The following is a 16,030-nucleotide window of genomic DNA, read 5'->3' as shown; positions in this document are numbered from 1 at the left end:
AAAACTGTCATATCTCAGCCAGCCAAACCTCTCAATGCACGGCTTTCACAATTCACTATTTTGCATTTCTTTCAAATCCTGACTTAAAATCGTAAGGGTTTGTCAAATTTCAGCCCCAATTCAGACGCGGCTTTGCTACAGTTGTATTGTGTTAATTCACTGCACTTGCTGCCCAAGTGGCGCGGCGTCCTAACGTGCGACCGCATTTGTCAGAACGGCATCCCCCGTCCGGACGGGATCATCCCGCACGGTCCAACGAAGCATGCATACCAGGTATTAAGCTATTAAAGGGGTGCGCAAATGACGAGTATCAACACAAATCCGGGCGCGGAGATCGCGCTTCGGGTCCTATCCGACAGACAGGTGGAGAAAGAGGAGGTCCAGGAAGACGTCTCCACCGGCAAGGAAGTCGACAAAGCCAAAGATTCTGCTGCAATCTGGGCAATCTCAGAGATCATGGGATCCGATCTGGCAGGCTTTGAAGCCACATCCAAAGGATTGAATATCGGAGAGGCCACAGTCGCTGTCGCTTCCGCTGGCGCTGAGCAGATCACATCGCTGTTGACAGATATGAAAGAGTTGACGATCCAAGCCAACTCCGGTGTCATTGATTACAGCAAGATCGAAGAGCAGCTTGCTCAGAAGACCGAGCAGATCAACACGATCATTTCTTCGTCCGGTTTCAACGGCGTCAACCTGTTGGCGACAGACACTGACGGCAATGGTGGCACAAGCCTCACCGTTGCAGCCTCTCAGGATCGTTCGGGCGATGATGCGCCGACGCTGTCCAGTATCACCGTGGACAGTGTGGATTTTGAAGGCAACGCCAGCTTTGACATCAACAACCGCACGACGGTGACGGATGCGGCCTCGGCGCGTACCGCACTTGGCGAGATCGAGGGGTTCTTGCGGTATGCCACCGAAGGTGCCGCTTCGCTTGGGGCCGGAGCACAGCAGATGGCCGAGCAGGACGTGTTCCTCGACAAATTGAGCGATGCGGTTAGGCTCGGCATCAGCGAGCTCACAGACACGGACATGGAAGATGCCGCAACCCGCTATGAAGCCCTGAGCGTGCAAGAGCAATTGAGCGGCCTGTCGCTCTCGATTGCCAATGCGTCACCGGGTTCTTTGCGGTCTCTCTACTCCTGAACGTGAAACCATCCCATCAAGCCGAGTTCCGCACAGGCGGGGCTCGGCATTTTGTTTGCCGGGTTTTCCTCACGACTCGAGCCATGTAAACGTCGTGCGACCTGACAAATGGGGGCTCGCATGTCTGTCACGCCGATGATGGCGCAATATCTCGAGATCAAGGCGCAATACCCGGATGCGCTCCTGTTTTATCGCATGGGCGATTTCTACGAGATGTTCTTTGAGGATGCGGTCAACGCGGCCGAGGCGCTTGATATCGCGCTCACAAAACGGGGCAAACACGAAGGCGAGGATATTCCCATGTGCGGCGTTCCCGTGCATGCCGCCGAAGGGTATCTTTTGACCCTGATCCGCAAAGGGTTTCGCGTTGCCGTGGGCGAGCAGCTTGAAAGCCCCGCAGAAGCCAAGAAACGTGGTTCCAAATCCGTTGTGAAACGTGACGTGGTACGCTTGGTGACGCCCGGCACGCTTACCGAGGATTCCCTGCTCGAAGCGCGTCGCCATAACTTCCTGGTGGCCTATTCCGAACTGCGTGACCAGGCCGCCCTGGCTTGGGCCGATATATCGACCGGCGCGTTTCACGTCATGCCCGTCGCCCGCGTGCGTCTCAGTCCAGAGCTTGCTCGTCTTGCCCCATCAGAGCTGATCGTTGCAGATGGCCCCATCTTTGACGCCACATTGCCTTTGGCAGAGGAATACAAAATCCCGCTCACGCCTCTTGGGAAGGCAAGCTTTGACAGTACCGCTGCAGAAAAACGTCTGTGCCATCTGTTCAATGTGAGCGCGCTCGATGGTTTTGGCACCTTCAACAGGGCCGAAATCTCGGCCATGGGCGCTGTCGTGGACTATTTGGAGATCACGCAGAAAGGCAAACTGCCCCTGTTGCAGCCTCCACTCCAGGAATCCGAGGATCGGACAGTCCAGATCGACGCCTCAACCCGGCGTAACCTCGAACTCACCCGCTCGCTATCTGGCGGACGTGCTGGATCTCTTTTGTCTGTTGTGGATCGCACCGTCACTCCGGGCGGCGCCCGACTGCTCGAACAACGCCTTTCCAGCCCCTCTCGCAATCTCGACGTGATTTCCGCGCGCCTCGAGGCTCTGGATACGATCGTCGAAGACCCCATTCGCTGCGATACATTGCGTGGCCTTCTCCGCAAAACACCTGATATCGACCGCGCGCTTTCGCGCCTTGCGCTTGATCGGGGCGGACCACGCGACCTCGCTGCCATTCGCAACGCCCTGAGCCAAGGCGAAGACATCGAACGGGCACTACAGGATCCGGATCTGCCGACCCTGCTGCGCGATGCGGCACACTCCCTCGAAGGGTTCCAAGATCTGCTCTCCCTCCTCGATGCCGCCTTGATCGCCGAGCCCCCCCTGCTGGCCCGTGATGGCGGCTTTATCGCAGCAGGCTATGATCGCGAACTCGATGAAGCGCGCACCCTCAGAGATGAGGGCCGCTCTGTCATCGCAGGTCTGCAGAAAAAATATGCAGAGCATACGGGAATCAGCTCACTCAAGATCAAGCACAACAATGTGCTTGGTTATTTCATTGAAACCACATCGACGCACGCCGCAAAGATGCAGTCAGCGCCGATGTCAGACACCTATATTCATCGTCAAACCACCGCAAACCAAGTCCGTTTCACAACCGTGGAACTAAGCGAAATCGAGACCAAGATTCTGAACGCCGGAAATCTGGCTCTTGAGATCGAAAAACGGCTCTATCAAAGGCTTTCTGGCGCTATCCTAGACAGCGCTGCGCGCCTCAATCAGGCCGCGCGCGGGTTTGCCGAGATCGATTTGGTCACCGCATTGGCAGATCTTGCACGTGCGGAAAACTGGACCCGACCGCGCGTTGATACATCTCGTGCGTTTCACGTGGACGGCGGACGTCATCCGGTTGTGGAACAAGCGTTGCGCCAGCAAGGCGGTGACAGCTTTGTGGCGAATGACTGTGATCTCAGCCCCCAAGACGGAGCAGCGATCTGGCTTCTCACCGGGCCCAACATGGCCGGTAAATCGACCTTCTTGCGTCAGAACGCCCTGATTGCCGTGCTTGCTCAAATGGGCAGCTATGTCCCCGCAGAAGCAGCTCATATCGGCATGATCAGCCAGTTGTTCAGCCGCGTTGGCGCATCAGACGATCTCGCGCGTGGACGCTCGACCTTTATGGTGGAAATGGTAGAGACCGCTGCCATTCTGAATCAGGCCGATGATCGCGCACTGGTGATCCTTGATGAAATCGGGCGTGGCACGGCAACCTACGATGGCCTATCGATCGCCTGGGCGACGCTCGAACATCTGCATGAGGTCAACCGCTCCCGGGCGCTCTTTGCAACGCACTATCACGAATTGACGCAACTCGCGACAAAACTCACCGGTGTCGAGAATGCAACCGTCTCGGTCAAAGAGTGGGAAGGCGAAGTCATCTTCCTGCATGAGGTCAAAAAGGGCGCAGCGGATCGTTCCTATGGTGTGCAGGTGGCACAGCTTGCCGGTCTACCTGCCTCGGTCGTGGCACGGGCGCGCAGCGTCCTCGATATGCTGGAGAAAAGCAGCCGCGAAGGTGGCGGTGCCGGAAAGGTACAAATCGATGACCTGCCGTTGTTTGCAGCCGCGCCAGCGCCGCAGCCCAAACCCGCCCAAGGCCCCTCGCCGGTAGAAAAGCTCCTCGAAGAGATCTTTCCCGATGACCTCACCCCACGTGAAGCACTCGAAACACTCTATCGGCTCAAGGACGTAAGCAAGGGTTAAGAAGAAAGGCGGTCCGAAAGGGCCGCCCTTTCATCTTTTTCTAAATACCTCCGCCGGAGGCATGGGCCCGTCAGGGCCCATTTTTATTAGGATGCGGGTGTTGACGACACACCAACCTGAGCAGGCCGGAGCAGGCGATCATGCAACATGAAGCCTTCGGCTGACACCTGAATAATGTCACCGGCCTTTGTGCCTGGAACCGGCGCTTCGAACATGGCCTCATGCACCTGCGGGTCAAATCGGTCTCCGACCTCGGGCGAAACCACTTGGATGCCATGTTTCTGGAACACGTCCAGAAGCGCGCGCATGGTCAACTCGACCCCTTCGATGAGCGCCGCTGAGACAGCCTTTTGCTCTTCTGTAGCCGCCTCAACCGCACGCTTCATGTTGTCGTAGACCGGCAGCATGTCACGGGCCAGCTTGGAGCCGCCGTATTGCTCTGCTTCGCGCCGCGCCTTGTCGCCGCGTTTACGCGCGTTTTCGGCGTCCGCAAGCGCCCGCATAAAGCGATCCTTATAATCGTCACGCTCCGCACGCAGGCTGTCCAGCTCCAGCGCTTCGTCGTCAAATTCCTCGGTCTGAGCCGACAGCTCCTCGGCTTCGGCCGCCTCGATATCGTCCAAAAAGTCTTCGTTCTTGGGCTCTGCCATAATCCACCTCTAGCTCCGGTCGGATACCATTTTCCCGACCAGTTGTGCCGTATAGTCCACGATCGGCACAATCCGTCCGTAGTTCAGGCGCGTGGGGCCGATCACCCCGACCGCACCGATGATCTTTCGATCAGCGTTCATATAAGGAGACACCACCAAAGAGGAACCCGAAAGTGAGAAAAGTTTGTTCTCTGAGCCGATAAAAATGCGCACACCGTCACCTTCTTCGGTCAGTTCGAGAAATTCGGCAATGTCTCGCTTGCGCTCCAGGTCATCAAACAGGCTGCGGATCTTTTCCAATTCATCCGGCGCGCCGTCCTCTGACAAGAGATTCGCCCGCCCGCGCACGATCAAGCGCGCCTGATCGCTGCCCTCGTCTTCCCAGGCAGCGAGCCCGCTTTCGATCATTTCGTGCGCGAGGGAATCGATCTCCTGACGCCTCCGTTCGATTTCCCCCTGAAGATCCTTGCGCACGTCGCTCAGGGTCCGCCCTTCGATCAGGGCATTGAGGAAATTCGCAGCCTCGCGCATCGAGCTCGGAGTCTGTCCGGGAGGTGGCGTAAACAAACGGTTCTCCACATGCCCGTCGGAAAACACCAGTACCACCAGCGCGCGGTCCTGAGCCAAAGACACAAATTCGATATGGCGCAGCTCTGCTTCGTGTTTGGGAGTCAACACAAGCGATGCCCCATGCGTGACACCCGAGAGAGCCGCACCAACCCGGTCGAGCATCCCCCCAACATCGCTTGAATTGTCCCCAAGCGTGCGGTCGATCATCTCCCGATCCTGGCGGCTCGGGTCTCCCATTTGCAATAGACCATCGACAAACAAGCGCAGCCCCATCTGCGTCGGAATACGTCCCGCGCTGACATGCGGACTGTCCAGAAGACCAAGATATTCCAAGTCCTGCATGACATTTCGAACGGTAGCCGCGCTCACCTTCTCGCTCAGAGAGCGCGTCAACGTGCGGCTACCAACCGGACCACCCGTATCAAGGTAGTTTTCAACCAGGATCCGAAACACCTCTCGAGAGCGGTCGTTCATGTCCTGAAGAATTGAGTTCGCGTCCGTCATCTCTTACCCGATGCTGTCGGCCAATCGCCGTAGTCCCTCTCATTTGTCACTAAAGCGCATCTCTAGATATGGTCAATGACCCTTGCATCGCCAACCCCACGAGCGGTATCGACGGGGCAACAACAAAAGGATATCCACATGCGACCCTCTGGACGTGCCCTGAATGAAATGCGCAGCGTTTCCATTGAAACCGGCTTTACCAAACATGCAGAAGGTTCCTGCCTGATCAAGATGGGTGACACGCACGTTTTGTGTACCGCAACCATCGAAGACCGTGTTCCGCCGTTCATCAAAGGCTCTGGCCTTGGTTGGGTTACAGCAGAATACGGCATGCTGCCCCGCGCCACCAATACCCGGATGCGGCGTGAAGCGGCGTCGGGCAAGCAAGGTGGCCGCACCGTCGAGATCCAGCGTCTCATTGGACGCGCCCTGCGCGCAGGCGTCGACCGCGTGGCCTTGGGTGAACGTCAGATCACCGTCGACTGCGACGTGCTCCAGGCCGATGGCGGTACGCGCTGTGCCTCGATCACCGGTGGTTGGGTTGCGCTGCGTCTGGCTGTCAACAAGCTGATGAAGGCCGGCGATGTTACCATGGATCCTCTTGTCGATCCCGTCTCCGCAATCTCCTGCGGGATCTACGCTGGCCAACCCGTGCTTGATCTTGATTACCCCGAAGATTCCGAAGCGGGCGTTGACGGCAACTTTATCATGACTGGATCCGGCAAACTTATCGAGGTCCAGATGAGCGCCGAGGGGTCTGTTTTCTCTCGCGATCAGATGAACGAACTAATGGATCTCGCGGCTAAAGGAACATCCGAGCTGGCGGAAATGCAAAAGGCCGCCTGCGCATGACCCGGAAATTTAACGGCGACACTCTGCTCGTCGCCACCCACAACGAAGGCAAACTAGGCGAGATCACCGAGATCCTTGCCCCCTTCGGTGTCAAGGTTGTGGGTGCCGGCGAGATGAACTTGCCCGAACCCGAGGAAACCGAGGACACTTTTGTCGGGAACGCCCGCATCAAGGCACATGCTGCAGCCAAGGCGACGGGCCTCCCGGCGCTATCGGATGACAGTGGGATCACCATCGACGCTTTGGACGGAGCGCCCGGGGTATACACCGCGGACTGGGCCGAGACCGAAAACGGACGCGATTTCATTAAGGCGATGACCCGCGCCAATGATGAAATTACCGCAAAAGGTCCCGATGCCCCGCGCACGGCGCAGTTCCGTTGCACCTTGGTCCTCGCATGGCCTGATGGTCATGACGAAGTCTTCGAGGGCGTCATGGCCGGAAGCCTCGTCTGGCCGATCCGAGGCGAAGGTGGCTTTGGCTATGATCCGATGTTCATGCCCGAAGGCTACGATGTGACCTGCGCACAACTCGACAAAGACGAGAAAAACCGCATAAGCCACCGCGGTCGGGCCCTCGCAAAATTTGTGCAGGGTTGCTTTGGTGGATGATTGGCGGAATGGGGGCTTTGGTCTCTATGTGCATTGGCCGTTCTGTCAGGCCAAATGCCCCTACTGCGATTTCAACAGCCATGTGGTTTCCCAGATCGACCAATCAGCCTGGGTGACCGCCTATCAGGCCGAGCTGCGCCGCATGGGAGAATTGCTCCCCGATCGCCTCCTGAACTCGATCTTCTTTGGTGGCGGGACGCCATCCCTTATGCATCCAGATACCGTCGCCGCTGTCATCGAAGCTGCACGCGAGAACTGGACCTTTGCAAATGACATTGAAATATCCTTGGAGGCCAATCCAGGATCGGTAGAAGCCGGTCGTTTTGCGGGTTACCGAGATGCGGGCGTCAACCGGATCTCAATGGGGATCCAGGCGCTAAACGATGATGATTTACGGCGTCTCGGACGCATCCACTCAGTTAAAGAGGCCCGCAAAGCCTTTGACGTTGCGCGAAACTGTTTTGATCGTGTGAGCTTTGATCTCATTTATGCGCGTCAGGGCCAGACATTGAACGCATGGACGGCCGAGCTTTCAGAGGCCTTGAGCATGGCAATTGATCATCTCTCGCTCTATCAGCTCACGATCGAAGACGGCACCGCCTTTGGGGATCGCTATGCCCGCGGAAAGCTGCGGGATCTGCCCACCGATGATAATGCCGCAGATATGTATCTCGCGACCCAAGAGATCTGTGAATTGCATGGATTGCCTGGCTATGAGATTTCCAACCACGCCCGTCCGGGCGCAGAAAGCCGCCACAATCTGATCTACTGGCGATATGGCGACTACGTTGGGATCGGTCCGGGCGCTCACGGTCGCGTCACGTTGAACGGAACCCGTTTCGCCACAGAGGCACCCCGCGCACCTGGCGCATGGCTCTCTACAGTGGAACAAGGCAATGGGCTATTGCCCTTTGATCCTCTGGACTCAGAAGATCAGGTGAATGAACACATGATGATGGGGCTGCGTCTGTTCGAGGGTGTAGATCTGGATCGGCATTCTGCCCTCGCTCAAAAGCCGCTCTCGCTATCCAAAATTCAAGAGCTTTGTAACCTAGGCATGCTAGATCTGGACGGGTCACGTCTACAGGCTACGTCTCAAGGGCGCGCGGTGCTGAACGCGGTCCTGCGAGAACTTCTAACGGATTGATATATGAGACTTATTTACCTCTGCCTTGGTCTGACGAGCGTTCTTTTGGCAGGGGTTGGAGTCGTGCTGCCGCTGTTGCCAACCGTACCATTTTTGTTGCTGGCAGCTTTCTTTTTTGCAAGATCGTCAGAACGTCTGCATGACTGGTTGCTCTCACATGCAACATTTGGCCCGATGATCCTAGATTGGAACGAACGTGGCGCCATCGGTCCATCCGCAAAAAAAGCGGCCACCCTTTCGGTCGCCGCTGTTTTTTCTATTTCGATCATCCTGAATGTTCCGACACATGTCCTACTTATTCAGGGCCTTACGCTTGGAGGGGTCATGATCTTCATTTGGTCACGCCCTAACGGCTGAGTAAATTACACAGATCATCCAACTGATCCAAAGTCTCGTAGGAGATCGTCACGACCCCAGATTCGCCACCGGGTTTGTGGTCAATCGATACCTTCATACGGATCATCGCAGACAAGTCATTCTCCAACGCTCGCGTGTCCGCGTCCTTGTCTGCCTGCGGTTTTGCTTTGCGTGAATTAGACGAAGATGTGGTCCCTGCTGCATCTTTCTTTACAAGCGACTCCGTGGCCCGCACAGACAGACCGCCCTTGACGATTTTCTTTGCGAGCTCCGAGGCATTGTCAGAAGTAATCAACGCTCTGGCGTGGCCGGCAGACAACTTGCGATCCAGAACAAGTGACTGAACATCCTCAGGCAAATGCAGAAGGCGAACCAAGTTCGCAATGTGGCTGCGGCTCTTCCCGAGCGCCTCCGCCATCTTTTCCTGCGTATGGCCGAACTTGTCCATCAGTTGCTTGTAGCTCTGGGCCTCTTCGAGTGCATTTAGGTCAGACCGCTGAATGTTCTCGATAATGGCGACTTCGAGCATCTCAACATCCGAGTAATCTCGGATGAGCACAGGCACCTCATGGAGTTGAGCAGCTTGCGCCGCTCTCCAGCGGCGCTCACCAGCTACGATTTCATAGATGCCACCATCACGCGGGCGAACAATGAGCGGCTGGAGAACACCCTTCTCCTTGATGGATGCGGTAAGATCATCCAGGTCCTCTTGGAGGAATTGGCGGCGCGGCTGATCCGGATTCGCCTGCACTTTTTCGATAGGAACGAGGATTTCAGCATTTCGAGGCTGTCGTCCTCCTTCAGTGCTCACCGGATCGGCATTTACGTCTGCCATCAAGGCCGACAAGCCACGACCCAAGCCACGCGGTTTAGTCTTTTTATCTGCCATTGTTCGCCCCTCTTTTTCTTATTGTGCCGCGATGTCTTGGTGGTTGGCAATAATCTCACCAGCTAATTGACGATAAGCTTTTGCTCCAAGAGAGCTTGGATCGTAATTCAGTACCGGCATCGCGTAGGATGGTGACTCGCTTACCCGCACATTTCTTGGGATCTTTGTCCGAAACACGAGATCCCCGAGATTATCCCGAGCATCCTGTTCAACCTGCTGGGACAGGTTATTTCGACGATCATACATCGTCAAAACGACACCTTCGATGCGCAACTGAGGATTTGCAGCTTGTCGAACCTCACGGATCGTGAGCATGAGTTGGGACAAACCTTCGAGAGCAAAGAACTCACTCTGTAACGGAATCAGCACTGAATGTGCGGCAACCATTGCGTTCACAGTTAGGAGATTGAGCGACGGCGGGCAATCAATCAGGATATAGTCCCAATCATATTCCGTCATAGCTGGTTGACGCAGGGCGTCGTGGAGAAGAAAGCTCCGTTTTTCGTTAGAAAATAACTCGATGTCAGCAGAACTTAGATCTACGTTTGCTGGGACAATGCAAAGATCCTCAAGATCTGTCTCGCGGATCACCTGTGAGAGTTCTGCTTCCTCAACCAGCAAATCATAAGTCGTGTGCTCTCTGTCATCAACTTCGACGCCCAGTCCTGTCGACGCGTTCCCTTGGGGATCGAGATCAACCAACAAAACACGCATCCCCTCCTCTACCAAAGCGGCGGCGAGGTTAATCGCAGTAGTCGTTTTTCCCACGCCCCCCTTTTGGTTAGCGATCGCAATGATCCGGGGGGCTCCAAAACGGGAAAAGTCAGACACGCTCTACTCCCTTTATCTTGAGGATGACAGCACCAGGCTCAGTTACACTTGTAATCTCATCGCACTCAAACCGCCATCTCTTGCGCGCGTTATCCACCTCTTTTTTCCAGTTCGCGCCCTTCGGGAACATCGCTGTACCATTTTCGGCGAGATGACGTTCAGCAAACCCCAAGAGATCATCAAGATCAGCCAACGCGCGTGCAGATAAGACGTCACAATTTTCTTCTGGGGCACTCTCGATACGTTTCGACTTAACCGTTACTGACACACCGCACTCTCGTGCTGCATTACGCAGGAAAGCACATTTTCTCAGATCACTCTCCATTAGTGTGATCTGAGTATCCGGAGACTTTTCCGCTGCCAAAATCGCGACAATAATACCAGGAAGTCCACCACCGCTCCCGATATCTAGCCAAGCCCCGCCCTCTGGAGCGGCCTCAAAGACTTGAATGCTATCCAGAATGTGTCGGGTCCAAAGATCGTCGATGCTCTTTCTAGAAACCAGGTTGATCTTCGGGTTCCACTTTTTAAGGACCTCTGAGAAGACCATCAGTCGTTCTAATGTTTCACGTGAAACATCAAGTTCCAAGTTTCCTCGAACATCGCTCATGATGCTTTGCTTTCGCCCCTGGAAAGCTTCTTCAAACTTCCAAGCATCAGCGCCAGTGCGGCTGGGGTCATACCATCAATTCGAGCGGCTTGCGCTAAGCTCTCAGGTCTCGAACGTTCAAGCTTTTGCCGTAACTCCATGGACAGCCCATCGATCTCATAGCTGAAATCACGGGGAATTCTGTATTGTTCATCCCGCTTCAATGACTCGACTTCCTTCTCTTGACGCGCGATATAATTCGCATACAAAGAATCCCGCATCACCTGTTCACGGATGCTAGCCTCAGTATCTTCTAAATCAGGAAAAAGAGGCAGGATGTCCTCAAATTCAACCTTTGGAAAAGCCAGAACATCTAGCCCGTTTCGCTTGTTCCCATCCTGATTTACCTTGATACCGGCCTCGAGAAGCTGTTTTGGCGTAAGAAGTACAGAGGTAAGCGCATTCTTAGCTCGCGCTATCGCATCCATTTTGCGATCAAATTCGCCTCTCCTTACCTCAGAAATGCAACCAATGTCACACCCGATAGGCGTTAGTCTTTGGTCGGCATTATCAGCTCTCAGGGACAATCTAAACTCCGCACGAGACGTAAACATACGATAGGGTTCCGTCACCCCATTTGTGATGAGATCGTCAATCATCACTCCGATGTAGCTGTTCGAACGTCCAAACACTATTTCCTGTTGTTTCAATCTATTGGACGCGGCGTTGAGTCCAGCCACCAAACCCTGAGCTGCGGCTTCTTCATACCCAGTGGTGCCATTGATCTGACCCGCCAAATATAGCCCTTCGACATCGCGAAGTTCTAGCGTTGATCTAAGCGCGCGCGGATCAACGTAATCGTATTCAATCGCATAGCCAGGTTGCAGTACTTCAGCATTTTCCAGGCCGACTATTGATCGGACGTAGTCCACTTGTACATCTTCAGGTAAACTCGTTGATATGCCGTTTGGGTAAACCGTATGATCGTTCACGCCTTCGGGTTCCAGAAAGATCTGATGCGAAGTCTTATCCGCAAAACGAACGATTTTGTCTTCGATAGACGGGCAGTAGCGAGGCCCGACGCCTTCAATATGCCCACCATACATAGCTGACAGCTCGAGATTATCTCTGATAATTTCGTGAGTCTTCTCGTTCGTATGGGTAATACCGCAGGCGATTTGGGGTGCCGATGTATTTGTGCTCAGAAATGAGAAAAGAGTAGGATCTTCATCACCTGGTTGACTATCAAGTATATCCCAGTTGATCGTCCTCCCGTCCAGCCGCGGAGGTGTGCCGGTCTTGAGCCGACCTAAAGGCAGTTCAAAGGATTTCAAGCGCTCGGCAAGTTTGATCGAGGGTCTGTCTCCCATGCGACCACCTGACGATGACTTATTCCCAATATGGATAACTCCATTCAAGAAGGTACCTGAAGTAAGAACTACGCATTCTGCACGAATTTCACTTTGATCGTGGAGTACGATGCCGCGGACCCTAGTCGGAGATTCCATCAGGAAATCAACGACCTCACCTTCGATAATGTCCAGATTTGATTGTGTCTCTGTCGCACGCAACATTTCTTTGCGATAGATCGAGCGATCGGCCTGGGCACGCGGCCCTTGGACCGCTGGCCCCTTGCGTCGGTTGAGAAGCCTGAATTGAATACCAGCGAGGTCAGCTACGCGCCCCATGACGCCGTCGAGGGCGTCAATTTCTCGAACCAGGTGACCTTTTCCAAGACCGCCGATCGCCGGGTTGCAAGACATGACGCCGATACCATCACGTCGCAAAGTCACCAGTGCGGTGCGCACGCCCATCCTCGCGGACGCGTGAGCCGCTTCGGTTCCAGCATGTCCACCACCAACTACAACCACGTCATAATGTGAATGTTTCACGTGAAACACTCCTTACTTTCCCAAACAGAAACTCGAGAAAATCTCATCCAGAAGATTCTCTACATTTATCCGACCCACTAGCAACTCTAGCGCTCGGATCGCCGATCTCATGTCCTCAGCTGCCAGGTCATAAAACTCAGGCCCCTGTTCAACGACTTCAATCGCTTGGCGCAAACTCAGCACAGCACGGTTCATCGTCTCCCGATGCCGTGCTCTTGTCGCAATACCATCATGGGCAGTCCGATTTCTAAGGGTATCCGATATACGCGATACCAAGTCATCTACGCCCTGCCCTGTTCTGCCAGAAATCGCGCCCTTCGCAGACCGTCGCTCATCCGCCTTCGGAAGCAGTCGGAGATCCCCTTCTCGCATCTGAATTGAGAAGCTCTCATCCTCTTCGGCCAGGAATACGCGGATGTCAGCCCTTTCTGCGCGCTCCTGCGCGAGACGGATACCAATCCCCTCAACATGATCGTCAGTCTCTCTCAGTCCGGCCGTATCCAATAAGGTAACTGGTAGGCCAGCGAGGTCCATGCGCACCTCGATCACATCGCGCGTTGTTCCCGCATACTCAGATGTGATCGCTGCGGTGCGCCCAGCAAGCGCATTGAGGAGTGTCGATTTTCCGACATTGGGCGAGCCGACAATAGCCACTTCAAAACCCTCGCGAATGCGCTCGGCAATAGCAACGCCATCGACCTCTTTTTCAATGTCCCGCAATACGCCAGAAAGAAGCTGCTTTACCTCTGGGGTGACATCCACAGGCACCTCTTCGTCCGCGAAATCAATTGTAACCTCAATCAGGGATGCCGCACGGATCAGATCTGTGCGCCATCGGTCTGCCAGATCCCCTAGCGTGCCTGCAAGGATGACCTGCGCCTGTTTCCTTTGAGCTTCCGTCTCCGCATCAATAAGATCGGCAAGGCCCTCAACCTGAGTTAGATCGAGCTTTCCGTTATCCAAAGCCCGGCGGGTAAACTCTCCGGGGTCCGCAAGACGCGCAACATCGGTTTCCTCGATCGCAGACATCACTGCAGATACGACAGCTATGCTGCCATGTAATTGAAACTCTACGATATTTTCGCCGGTGAAGCTGTCAGGTGACGTAAACGACAAGACCAGAGCCTCATCAAGGACCTCACCTGCGCTATCTTTCAATTTTGAAAATATCATACCTCGCGCAGGTAGGGTCCTGCGCGTTAGTTTTTCGCCGATCTCGATCGCATGCGGACCGGATACACGTATAACGGCGACACCGGCCTTTCCTTGGGCGGTGGCCAACGCAAAGATCGTCTCCATGGGATGGCCTCTTTCTCCGCCCTACCCCGTTTAGGTATTCATCGAGTCGAAAAACTCTGAGTTTGTCTTTGTTTGCTTCAACTTAGATAGCAGGAACTCGATTGCGTCCGTGGTCCCCATCGGGTTCAGGATGCGACGCAACACAAAGGTTTTTGCCAGATCGCCTTTGTCGACCAGGAGGTCTTCCTTCCGCGTTCCCGACTTGAGAATGTCGATCGCAGGGAAGACCCTCTTGTCTGCAATCTTGCGATCCAGGACGATCTCAGAGTTACCCGTACCCTTGAATTCTTCAAAGATAACCTCGTCCATACGGCTGCCCGTGTCGATAAGCGCGGTTGCGATGATCGTCAAAGAGCCACCTTCTTCGATATTCCGCGCAGCCCCAAAGAAGCGCTTGGGACGTTGCAGAGCGTTTGCATCCACACCACCAGTCAGAACCTTGCCTGACGATGGAACAACCGTGTTGAAAGCACGGCCGAGACGCGTGATCGAGTCGAGCAAGATCACAACGTCACGTTTATGTTCGACCAGACGCTTGGCTTTTTCAATGACCATCTCGGAAACCGCCACGTGACGCGCTGCGGGTTCGTCAAACGTGGAGGACACGACCTCGCCTTTGACGGAGCGCTGCATGTCGGTGACTTCTTCAGGGCGCTCGTCGATCAGAAGCACGATCAGATAACACTCTGGGTGGTTCTGCTCGATCGAATGGGCGATGTTTTGCAGTAGCACTGTCTTACCGGTTCGCGGCGGCGCTACAATAAGCGAACGCTGGCCCTTGCCGATCGGCGAGACAAGGTCAATCACGCGCGCTGAGCGATCCTTAACCGTCGGATCCTCGATTTCCATCTGCAGGCGCTCGTCCGGATAGAGCGGTGTCAGATTGTCGAATGCAATCTTGTGACGGGCCTTTTCGGGCTCTTCAAAGTTGATCTTTGTCACCGTGGTCAGCGCAAAGTAGCGCTCATTTTCCAGTGGTGCCTTGATCTGCCCCTCTACGGTATCCCCAGTGCGTAGCGAAAACTGGCGGATCATGTCAGGAGAGACATAGATATCGTCTGGACCCGGCAGATAGTTTGCTTCGGGCGAGCGCAAGAAGCCAAATCCGTCCTGCAGGACCTCGAGAACCCCGTCCCCTCCGATGTTCCAGCCTTCATCCGCGCGTTCACGCAGGATTTGGAACATCATCTCGCCTTTCCGCATAGTGGAGGCGTTTTCGATCTCCAGCTCCTCAGCCATAGCCAACAGGGCCTTCGGGCTTTGCGCCTTGAGATCAGAAAGGTTCAGAGATTGCTCGGTCATATGCACACGGCCCTTGTTCCCTCTGCGTTGAGAGGGGATCACAGTATAAAATACGGAAATAGCGGGAATCCCCGGACGGGGCCGCTTTCTCGCTAGATAGTGGGTCTGTGGAAGCGAGTCAAACCCCGCATCAGAACTTGAAGATCACCGAGACCACGATCACGACCATCAAGAGCGTTGGGACCTCGTTCATCAGGCGATACTGGCGGCCTGTGAGGGTGTTTTTGCCCTCTTTGAAGTCCTTGTGCCGAAACATCAGCCAATGATGAAACCACGTCATCGCAATCACCGATGCTCCCTTGGTCCAGGGCCAGACGTAAGACCAGTCCACCAAGCCCGGTGTAAATACCATAAAGAGCCCTGCGATCCACGTGACTACGCTTGCAGGTCCCATGATTACTCTGAGGAGCTTGTGTTCCATAGTGAGAAAGATCGGTGCCACATCCTTCACCTTCTCAGCTTCTTCCACGTGATACACGAACAGACGGGGAAGATAGAAAAGCCCTGCCATCCAACTGATCACTGCCATGATGTGAAGCGATTTCACGTATGGATAGAGGGTGAACATCAGATCGTTGAGATCCATGACTGGTTTCCTCAAGTACGGAGGGTCGTTGGGCCACCCTAA

At 54.8% G+C, this 16,030-nt stretch carries 15 protein-coding genes; 6 read left to right on the top strand and 9 right to left on the bottom strand.

Annotated elements, in window-relative coordinates; translation table 11 throughout:
* Positions 1-300: 300 nt before the first annotated feature.
* The gene (locus tag ACZ1HH_RS13665; RefSeq protein ID WP_472636904.1) at positions 301-1,149 is read left to right on the top strand and encodes a flagellin; all 849 of its coding nucleotides are present in this window, start codon (positions 301-303) and stop codon (positions 1,147-1,149) included.
* A 120-nt stretch (positions 1,150-1,269) separates the two neighbouring features.
* A complete protein-coding gene (mutS, locus tag ACZ1HH_RS13660; protein WP_487320311.1) occupies positions 1,270-3,909 on the top strand; it encodes a DNA mismatch repair protein MutS in 2,640 nt (879 codons plus the stop codon).
* A gap of 86 nt (positions 3,910-3,995) precedes the next feature.
* On the opposite strand, the gene ACZ1HH_RS13655 is transcribed toward mutS, so the two are convergent.
* The gene (locus ACZ1HH_RS13655; RefSeq protein ID WP_011540187.1) at positions 3,996-4,559 is read right to left on the bottom strand and encodes a nucleotide exchange factor GrpE; all 564 of its coding nucleotides are present in this window, start codon (positions 4,557-4,559) and stop codon (positions 3,996-3,998) included.
* A gap of 9 nt (positions 4,560-4,568) precedes the next feature.
* Positions 4,569-5,633, bottom strand: a complete 1,065-nt coding sequence (hrcA, locus tag ACZ1HH_RS13650) for a heat-inducible transcriptional repressor HrcA (RefSeq protein ID WP_472636903.1) — start codon at positions 5,631-5,633, stop codon at positions 4,569-4,571.
* 138 nt (positions 5,634-5,771) lie between these two features.
* Between hrcA and rph the strand changes: the two genes are divergently transcribed.
* Genes rph through ACZ1HH_RS13630 form a run of 4 tightly spaced genes read left to right on the top strand, consistent with a single transcriptional unit; the run spans position 5,772 to position 8,600 of the window.
* Positions 5,772-6,485, top strand: a complete 714-nt coding sequence (gene rph / locus ACZ1HH_RS13645; protein WP_011540185.1) for a ribonuclease PH — start codon at positions 5,772-5,774, stop codon at positions 6,483-6,485.
* Complete coding sequence (rdgB, locus tag ACZ1HH_RS13640) at positions 6,482-7,096, top strand: RdgB/HAM1 family non-canonical purine NTP pyrophosphatase (protein WP_168610354.1); 615 nt, start codon at positions 6,482-6,484, stop codon at positions 7,094-7,096. The genes rph and rdgB overlap by 4 nt, the downstream gene beginning before the upstream one ends.
* Positions 7,089-8,243 (top strand): radical SAM family heme chaperone HemW, encoded by a 1,155-nt coding sequence (gene hemW, locus ACZ1HH_RS13635; protein ID WP_472636902.1) that lies wholly within the window; start codon positions 7,089-7,091, stop codon positions 8,241-8,243. Before rdgB ends, hemW begins: the two co-directional genes overlap by 8 nt.
* Positions 8,244-8,246: 3 nt before the next feature.
* Positions 8,247-8,600, top strand: a complete 354-nt coding sequence (locus ACZ1HH_RS13630; RefSeq protein ID WP_472636901.1) for a YbaN family protein — start codon at positions 8,247-8,249, stop codon at positions 8,598-8,600.
* On the opposite strand, the gene ACZ1HH_RS13625 is transcribed toward ACZ1HH_RS13630, so the two are convergent.
* From ACZ1HH_RS13625 to ACZ1HH_RS13595, 7 genes are all read right to left on the bottom strand, one after another.
* A complete protein-coding gene (locus tag ACZ1HH_RS13625; protein ID WP_011540181.1) occupies positions 8,590-9,489 on the bottom strand; it encodes a ParB/RepB/Spo0J family partition protein in 900 nt (299 codons plus the stop codon). The two genes, ACZ1HH_RS13630 and ACZ1HH_RS13625, sit on opposite strands and share 11 nt — an antisense overlap.
* Before the next feature lie 18 nt (positions 9,490-9,507).
* The gene (locus ACZ1HH_RS13620) at positions 9,508-10,320 is read right to left on the bottom strand and encodes a ParA family protein (RefSeq protein WP_487320310.1); all 813 of its coding nucleotides are present in this window, start codon (positions 10,318-10,320) and stop codon (positions 9,508-9,510) included.
* Entirely contained in the window at positions 10,313-10,930 is a 618-nt protein-coding gene (gene rsmG / locus ACZ1HH_RS13615; protein WP_487320309.1) for a 16S rRNA (guanine(527)-N(7))-methyltransferase RsmG, read from the bottom strand. The genes ACZ1HH_RS13620 and rsmG overlap by 8 nt, the downstream gene beginning before the upstream one ends.
* Positions 10,927-12,801, bottom strand: a complete 1,875-nt coding sequence (gene mnmG / locus ACZ1HH_RS13610) for a tRNA uridine-5-carboxymethylaminomethyl(34) synthesis enzyme MnmG (protein WP_472636899.1) — start codon at positions 12,799-12,801, stop codon at positions 10,927-10,929. Before mnmG ends, rsmG begins: the two co-directional genes overlap by 4 nt.
* Positions 12,802-12,813: 12 nt before the next feature.
* Entirely contained in the window at positions 12,814-14,100 is a 1,287-nt protein-coding gene (mnmE, locus tag ACZ1HH_RS13605) for a tRNA uridine-5-carboxymethylaminomethyl(34) synthesis GTPase MnmE (RefSeq protein ID WP_472636898.1), read from the bottom strand.
* A 30-nt stretch (positions 14,101-14,130) separates the two neighbouring features.
* Positions 14,131-15,402: a transcription termination factor Rho gene (gene rho / locus ACZ1HH_RS13600; protein ID WP_011540176.1), complete on the bottom strand. Its 1,272-nt coding sequence runs from the start codon at positions 15,400-15,402 to the stop codon at positions 14,131-14,133.
* A 130-nt stretch (positions 15,403-15,532) separates the two neighbouring features.
* Entirely contained in the window at positions 15,533-15,988 is a 456-nt protein-coding gene (locus ACZ1HH_RS13595) for a CopD family protein (RefSeq protein WP_472636897.1), read from the bottom strand.
* Positions 15,989-16,030 lie beyond the last annotated feature (42 nt).

The sequence above is a fragment of the Epibacterium sp. HA2-3 genome (genome assembly GCF_055693725.2).
This window is presented reverse-complemented; position numbering and strand designations above follow the sequence as displayed.

What these genes read in the sequence shown, in the direction of transcription:
- hrcA (WP_472636903.1), bottom strand. Translation starts at nt 5,633, where the DNA reads ATGACGGACGCGAACTCAATTCTTCAGGACATGAACGACCGCTCTCGA.
- ACZ1HH_RS13665 (WP_472636904.1), top strand. Translation starts at nt 301, where the DNA reads ATGACGAGTATCAACACAAATCCGGGCGCGGAGATCGCGCTTCGGGTC.
- mutS (WP_487320311.1), top strand. Translation starts at nt 1,270, where the DNA reads ATGTCTGTCACGCCGATGATGGCGCAATATCTCGAGATCAAGGCGCAA.
- ACZ1HH_RS13625 (WP_011540181.1), bottom strand. Translation starts at nt 9,489, where the DNA reads ATGGCAGATAAAAAGACTAAACCGCGTGGCTTGGGTCGTGGCTTGTCG.
- rsmG (WP_487320309.1), bottom strand. Translation starts at nt 10,930, where the DNA reads ATGAGCGATGTTCGAGGAAACTTGGAACTTGATGTTTCACGTGAAACA.
- mnmE (WP_472636898.1), bottom strand. Translation starts at nt 14,100, where the DNA reads ATGGAGACGATCTTTGCGTTGGCCACCGCCCAAGGAAAGGCCGGTGTC.
- ACZ1HH_RS13630 (WP_472636901.1), top strand. Translation starts at nt 8,247, where the DNA reads ATGAGACTTATTTACCTCTGCCTTGGTCTGACGAGCGTTCTTTTGGCA.
- ACZ1HH_RS13595 (WP_472636897.1), bottom strand. Translation starts at nt 15,988, where the DNA reads ATGGATCTCAACGATCTGATGTTCACCCTCTATCCATACGTGAAATCG.
- rho (WP_011540176.1), bottom strand. Translation starts at nt 15,402, where the DNA reads ATGACCGAGCAATCTCTGAACCTTTCTGATCTCAAGGCGCAAAGCCCG.
- rdgB (WP_168610354.1), top strand. Translation starts at nt 6,482, where the DNA reads ATGACCCGGAAATTTAACGGCGACACTCTGCTCGTCGCCACCCACAAC.
- rph (WP_011540185.1), top strand. Translation starts at nt 5,772, where the DNA reads ATGCGACCCTCTGGACGTGCCCTGAATGAAATGCGCAGCGTTTCCATT.
- ACZ1HH_RS13655 (WP_011540187.1), bottom strand. Translation starts at nt 4,559, where the DNA reads ATGGCAGAGCCCAAGAACGAAGACTTTTTGGACGATATCGAGGCGGCC.